The organism is Trebonia sp., from assembly GCF_049794275.1.
Lineage (GTDB): Bacteria > Actinomycetota > Actinomycetes > Streptosporangiales > Streptosporangiaceae > Trebonia.
This window is the reverse complement of the sequence record NZ_JBARCR010000226.1, coordinates 1-5,479: the sequence shown is the minus strand read 5'-3', so window position 1 is coordinate 5,479 and position 5,479 is coordinate 1. Positions and strand designations below refer to the sequence as shown.

Sequence of the window (5,479 nt, the reverse complement as noted above, 5' to 3'; positions counted from 1 at the left end):
CGGCACACGAGGTCGGTGCCGGCCAGCACCGCCTTGCGGAGGAACTGCGCGCGCAGGTCGCCGAGCTCGGCCACGGCCTCGCCGTCGAATGAGGCGACGAAGCCCGCCTGGGCCGCTACCCCGGCGTTGATCGCGTCCGACGCGAAGTGGTCCTCAAGGACCACTTCGGCCGTCCGCACGCCCGGGATCGCGACGAGGGCGTCGTAGGCGTCGGCCACCATGAGGAACGCGAAGTTCGGCGCGCAGAAGTAGGTGGGCAGGCGCAGCCGGACCCGCGCCTGCCCGTCGCCCGAGACCGTGCACGACGCGACGAAGCCGAGGGTGGTGATCGGCTCGTCGAGCTCCGGGTCGCGCACGGCCGACAGGGCTGTGAGGACGTCCTCCCTCATTGCCCGGTGACCAGCTGGGCGTCGTCCTTCGCAGCGGGAGTTCCGGCTCCGGCGGGCAGCTGGCACTCGTCAGGGACCTTGATGTCGTAGAGCCTGGCGGCGTTCAGGCCGAGGATCTTCTTCTTCGTCGCGGTGGTGAGCTTCTGGTAGTCCGCGAACTGCTCGTCGTCCGGCATCTGCCAGTCGACCAACCCCTCGACCTGCCACTTCGGCTCCCAGATGCCGTAGTCGCTGCCGAACGTCATCTTGTCCTCGCCGACCCAGAACAGCAGCTCGCCCATCACCCGCGCGAAGAACTTCGGCCGCGCGTGCATCAGGGCGCCGGTCACGACCGACAGGCCGGCGTAGACGTTGGGCTCCTGCGTCGCCATGTAGCAGAAGTCGTCGATCCGCGGCAGGCCGACGTGCTCGATGATGAAGTTCAGCCCTTGGAAGTCGGTCGCGGCGTGGTCCACGTCGGACACGTCGAACGCGTCCTTGTCCAGCGGCCAGATCGTCGGGCCCTTGTGCACGTGGACGTTCTTGATGCCGAGCTCCTGGGCCTTCTCAAGGAACCGGTAGGCCGCCGGATCGCTGAGCTTGTAGCCGCGGGAGCCGTTGTTCCACTCCGCGGTGTAGAGCTTCACGCCCTTGGAGCCGTAACGCTCGACGTTGCGCCGCAGGTCCTCGAGCCCCGCGTCGCTGTCCCGCGGGTCGAACCGGGTGTTGGCGATGAACATGCCCGGGTGCTTTTCGCCGAGCGCGGCGTTCCGCTCGGTGGTGTTGAAGCCCTCCTTGTACCACTCCTTCAGGTCGGTGGGCTGGAAGATCGCCACGTCCACGTGTCCGTCTTCGAAGACGTCCTTCATCAGGTCGTCTTCCGAGTACTTCTGGAAGTGGTCGATCGGCCAGTGGGTCTCCTTCGGGCCGAGCGACTGGTAGGCGTGGAAGCACTCGATCCAGCCCTTGGCGTACTGCTCCGCGCCAGGCACCCAGTTGTCAGGCGCGGCGTTCCAGTAGTGCATGTGCGAGTCGACGATGAAGTACTTCTCGCCGTTCTTCTCGTACAAGGGGACCTCCTCTACTGCTGCGAGGGGATGAGGTCGAAGCCGAGGTACTCGGCGGCGTCCTCGGGGTTGGCGAACATGATGGTCCGGTCGTCTTCGTGGATCATCCGGCCGTAGTGCGTCGACATGTTCTCCTCGAACTCGGCGGAGTCGAAGTAGCCGGGCTCCTCGCCGAGCGCCTCGGAGATCTCGTCGTAGATGACGTCCATCCGGCCGATCGCGTCGACCCGGATCATGGACGGCAGGGCCCGCACCTTTACGTTCGGCTTGGTCGCCATGACCTGCGCGACGACCGCGCCGACCTGGTTGTTCATCAGCGTGAAGCCGCACTGGTTGGACGCGGTGTTGTCCGACTTGAACGGGCTCTCCGCGGTCTTGAACGTGGTCACTGGGCCAGCTCCTTCGGTACGTCCAGGTGCAGGTCGGTCACGATGCCGGCGAACCGGCTCTTCGCGGCGTCCAGGCTGTCCTCGAAGCGCGGCGGCTTCTGGTCGGGCTGCGACCACAGCGGCTGCATGTTGCGCGCCGCCTGCAGCGCCCGCGGCACCCAGTCGGTCAGCCAGCCGTTGAGCAGCGTCTTGTTGTGATCGGCGAACTCCCGGTCGGCGGTGAGCAGCTCGAACATCGCCTGGGTGTAGCGCAGGTCGCGCTCGGCGAAGTCGTACTCCGCCGCCCCGACGATCGTCGGCGTCACGAAGTCGCCGTTGCGCGGCGCCGCGTGCTGCACGAGCTGGCTGCGGAACAGCTCGCCGACCAGCGGCTCGAACACCACGTTGCCGGCGAAGATGGCCTCGCCCCAGTCCCAGATCGAGGTGAGCTGCTCGGCGACCTCCCGCACCCCCTGCCAGGCCGGGTCGGAGCTCCAGGTCTCCAGGTGCGCCGCCCCGTCGAACCCGGGCACTTCCTCGGTGAGCGTGAGGTTGTACAGCGCGAGGTCCTGCGCCGCCCTGATGCGGTGCATGCTGTTGACCGAGATCGCGTTGTTGTGCATGTTCGTGGGGGCGCGCCGCTGCGCGTTCGCGTACAGGTACAGGCCGAGCCCGTGGTCCACGTGCATCCAGGCGCCGACGTTGCGCTCGACGAACCGCACCCAGTTCGGGTTCCACTGCTCGAACGCCTTGGACTGGCGGGCGTTCTCCACGTTCTGGTTGACCTGCCGCACGACGTTGGAGTTGTAGCGGTAGAGGGTGAGCTCCCACTCCTCGTTCGGGTCGCGGAACTCGTGCCAGCCGTGCGCGGGCCAGTCATAGCCCTTGCCGCCCGAGCCGGGATAGCGCTCAGGCTCGGGCCGGTCGACGCCCCAGGCCTTCAGCGCGGTCCAGTCGAGCGGGTAGCCGCCGCGGCCGTCGGCGAACCCGTACAGCCAGCCCTGCGACAGGTAGTGCCGCGGGTCCGGCTGGACCTCGACCGTGACGTCCTCGTAGTGCGACTGCTTGCGCTTGGCCGGGATGAAGTAGTTGAACCGGCGGCTGTCCGAGTCGGGGAACTCCTTGGCGCCCGCCTCGGCGTCGGTGAAGACCGGTTTCGGAACGCTGCGTTCTTGCGTACTCGTCATTGGGGCTCTCCGGTTGTGGTGAATTTGTCGTAATAGACCCGCTTGTCCTCGACGCCGAGCGTCTCGAGCAGCGGGATCGCGGCCTCCACCATGGGCGGCGGACCGCAGACGTAGGCGTGCGCGCCGGCGAGGCGGCCCCGCAGGCGCTTGACGACGTCGGTGATCATGCCGTTCTCGCCGTCCCAGTCCTCGTGCGAGAGAGCCGGGACATAGCTGAAGTTCGGCAGCTTCTCCGCGATCGCGCTCAGCTCTTCCTCGAAGCACAGGTCGTGCTGCCCGCGGGCGCCGTAGAAGAACGTGGCCTTGCGGTGGATGCCGCGCTCGGCCATGGAGCGGAGCAGGGACAGGATCGGGGCCATCCCCGCTCCGCCGCCCACGAAGACCAGCTCCGCTTCGGAGTCGCGCAACGTGAAGACGCCGAATGGGCCGGTCAGCTCCAGGCGGTCGCCAACCTGGAGTTCCTTGTCGAGGAACTGGGAGAACAGCCCGTCCGGGTACACCTTGATGACGAACTCGAGCAGCCCGTCCCTGCTCGAGGTGTTCGCCATCGAGAACGACCGGACCTCCTCGGTGCCGGGCACGCTGATATCCATGTACTGGCCGGGGAAGAACTTGACCTCGCCTGGCTCGATCAGCCGCAGCACCAGGTGGCGCATGTCGTGCGTCACCGCGTCCTTGGACACGACCTCGGCCACCGCGTGCTGGATCGGCAGGCCGGACCTGATCATGTCCTCGTCGTAGTTGAGCAGCTCGATCGTGACGTCCTCGTAGGGGTGCGCCCGGCACAGCAGCGTGTAGCCTTCCTCCTTCTCGTAGTCGGGCAGCGCGAACGTGGAGTACCTGTCGTGCTCGATGTCGTCGCCCTCGAGGATGAACGACTTGCACGAGGCGCACTGGCCTTCCTTGCAGCCGTGCATGAGCATGATTCCCTGCTCGGCCGCGGCCCGCAGGATCGTCTGGTCCTCGCCGACTTCGATCTCGATGCCGACGGGTTCGAAGCGCACCTTGTGCTTACCGGGCACGGTCACCTCCCTCCGCCCTCCGCAGTGCCTCCCGGCTGGGGGCTATCCCGCCCCCCAGACCCCCCGGGCAGGCTCGCGCCTGGCGCCGGGGAGTCGCCACGGGTCCGTTCGGAATAAGCCGAGAACCGTCACCCGCCGTCTGCCGGAGCGGGGCGGCCTGCGGGACCACCGCGTACATAGTTGGCGTGGAACGCCTGGCGATCTTCGTCGCTCATCTCGTTGAGCAGCACGTTCGGCGACTGCAGCGGCGGCATCCGGCGCAGGTGGTCGAGCGTCCACATCTTCTTCTGGTCGCCCAGGTCGAGGTGCGGCTGCGCGACCATGGTCTTGCCGTCGTCGCGGACGTAGCCCATGTCGCTGACCACATCGGCCCAGTTCCAGCCGTGGTAGAGCGTCTCCCACTCGCGCTTGCCGATGAGCTGGCCCATGTTCGGCGTCTCGCGGCCCTGGTAGGTGGGCCGGAAGGCCACCGCGTCGGTCCAGCGGCACTCCTCGTGGCAGTAGGTGCGCCACTGTCCGTCCACCTGGTCCATCACCATGTCCTCGCGGACCAGGCACGGGACCATGCAGGTCCAGCAGCGGTGCGGGTACTGGTAGTCGACGTCCTCGGCGACGATCGGGTGATGCCCGTTCGGCCTAGACAGGCGGTTGTAGTTCTCCCACCACTTGCCGTACCTGTCGTACCAGCCCGGGTACTTGTACTCGAACCACTCGAAGTCCTTGTCGGTCATCGGGTCGATCCGCCAGTAGTTCGCCAGCCAGCCGGTGGCGAAGAACTGGGCTACCTCGTGCACGTAGCCCTTGTTCCAGATCTGGTTCCACGCCTCCTCGATGAGGTCGTGCGGGATGACCAGGCCGTACTTCTCCAGCGGCACGAGGTAGGAGCGGTAGTAGTCGTCGTAGATCCACCGGCGCCACATCTCGGCGTAGGACTCGCGGTCCTTGCGCCGGTCCTTGGTGCCGTACTCGATGAACGTGCCGATGGCCGCGTCCACCACGCGGTGGTTGTTCCACCACGCGTAGCGCAGGTCGCGCTCGAGCAGCTGATGGTTGCTCTCGTCCGACAGCGCCATCAGCAGCGTGGCGTAGCCGTTGGAGATGTGCCGCGACTCGTCCGACTGCACCGAGTGGAACACGGTGGGCAGGAGGAAGTCGCCGTTCGCCGCGGCCTCGGCGGGCATGGCCACGAACAGCGTGTTGGTGAACGCCGTCTCGGCCACGATCGTGAGGTAGATGCTGGCCGCGGTGATGGCGTCACCGGTGATGAAGCCCTCGGCGAACTGGCGGCCGATCGTGCCGCAGTAGTCGTTCTGGAAGTTCCGCAGGCTCGAGTTGAAGCCGGCCGGGTCGATGTAGTTGTTCATGTACAGGCGCTTGAGGTTCTGCTGGATCGTCGAGTGACGGACCTCGTCGATCATCTGGATGGCCTGGCCGTTGTGCAGCTCCGGGTTAGGTACGGTCCGGAAC

General features: G+C 66.7%; 6 protein-coding genes. All 6 read right to left on the bottom strand.

Annotated elements, in window-relative coordinates; translation table 11 throughout:
* A partial coding sequence (locus tag WA805_RS06630; protein WP_425241889.1) for an iron-sulfur cluster assembly protein occupies positions 1-389 on the bottom strand: 389 nt, incomplete at its 3' end.
* Complete coding sequence (locus WA805_RS06625) at positions 386-1,438, bottom strand: amidohydrolase family protein (RefSeq protein ID WP_422275056.1); 1,053 nt, start codon at positions 1,436-1,438, stop codon at positions 386-388. The genes WA805_RS06630 and WA805_RS06625, both read right to left, overlap by 4 nt.
* An 11-nt stretch (positions 1,439-1,449) precedes the next feature.
* Positions 1,450-1,824 (bottom strand): propane 2-monooxygenase effector subunit MimD, encoded by a 375-nt coding sequence (gene mimD, locus WA805_RS06620; RefSeq protein WP_422339094.1) that lies wholly within the window; start codon positions 1,822-1,824, stop codon positions 1,450-1,452.
* A complete protein-coding gene (locus WA805_RS06615) occupies positions 1,821-2,990 on the bottom strand; it encodes an aromatic/alkene monooxygenase hydroxylase subunit beta (protein ID WP_422288949.1) in 1,170 nt (389 codons plus the stop codon). The genes mimD and WA805_RS06615 overlap by 4 nt, the downstream gene beginning before the upstream one ends.
* The gene (locus WA805_RS06610) at positions 2,987-4,012 is read right to left on the bottom strand and encodes an NADH:ubiquinone reductase (Na(+)-transporting) subunit F (RefSeq protein WP_422275062.1); all 1,026 of its coding nucleotides are present in this window, start codon (positions 4,010-4,012) and stop codon (positions 2,987-2,989) included. Before WA805_RS06610 ends, WA805_RS06615 begins: the two co-directional genes overlap by 4 nt.
* Positions 4,013-4,140: 128 nt before the next feature.
* Positions 4,141-5,479 (bottom strand): hypothetical protein (locus WA805_RS06605; protein WP_425241888.1); only part of this gene is annotated, 1,339 nt, incomplete at its 5' end.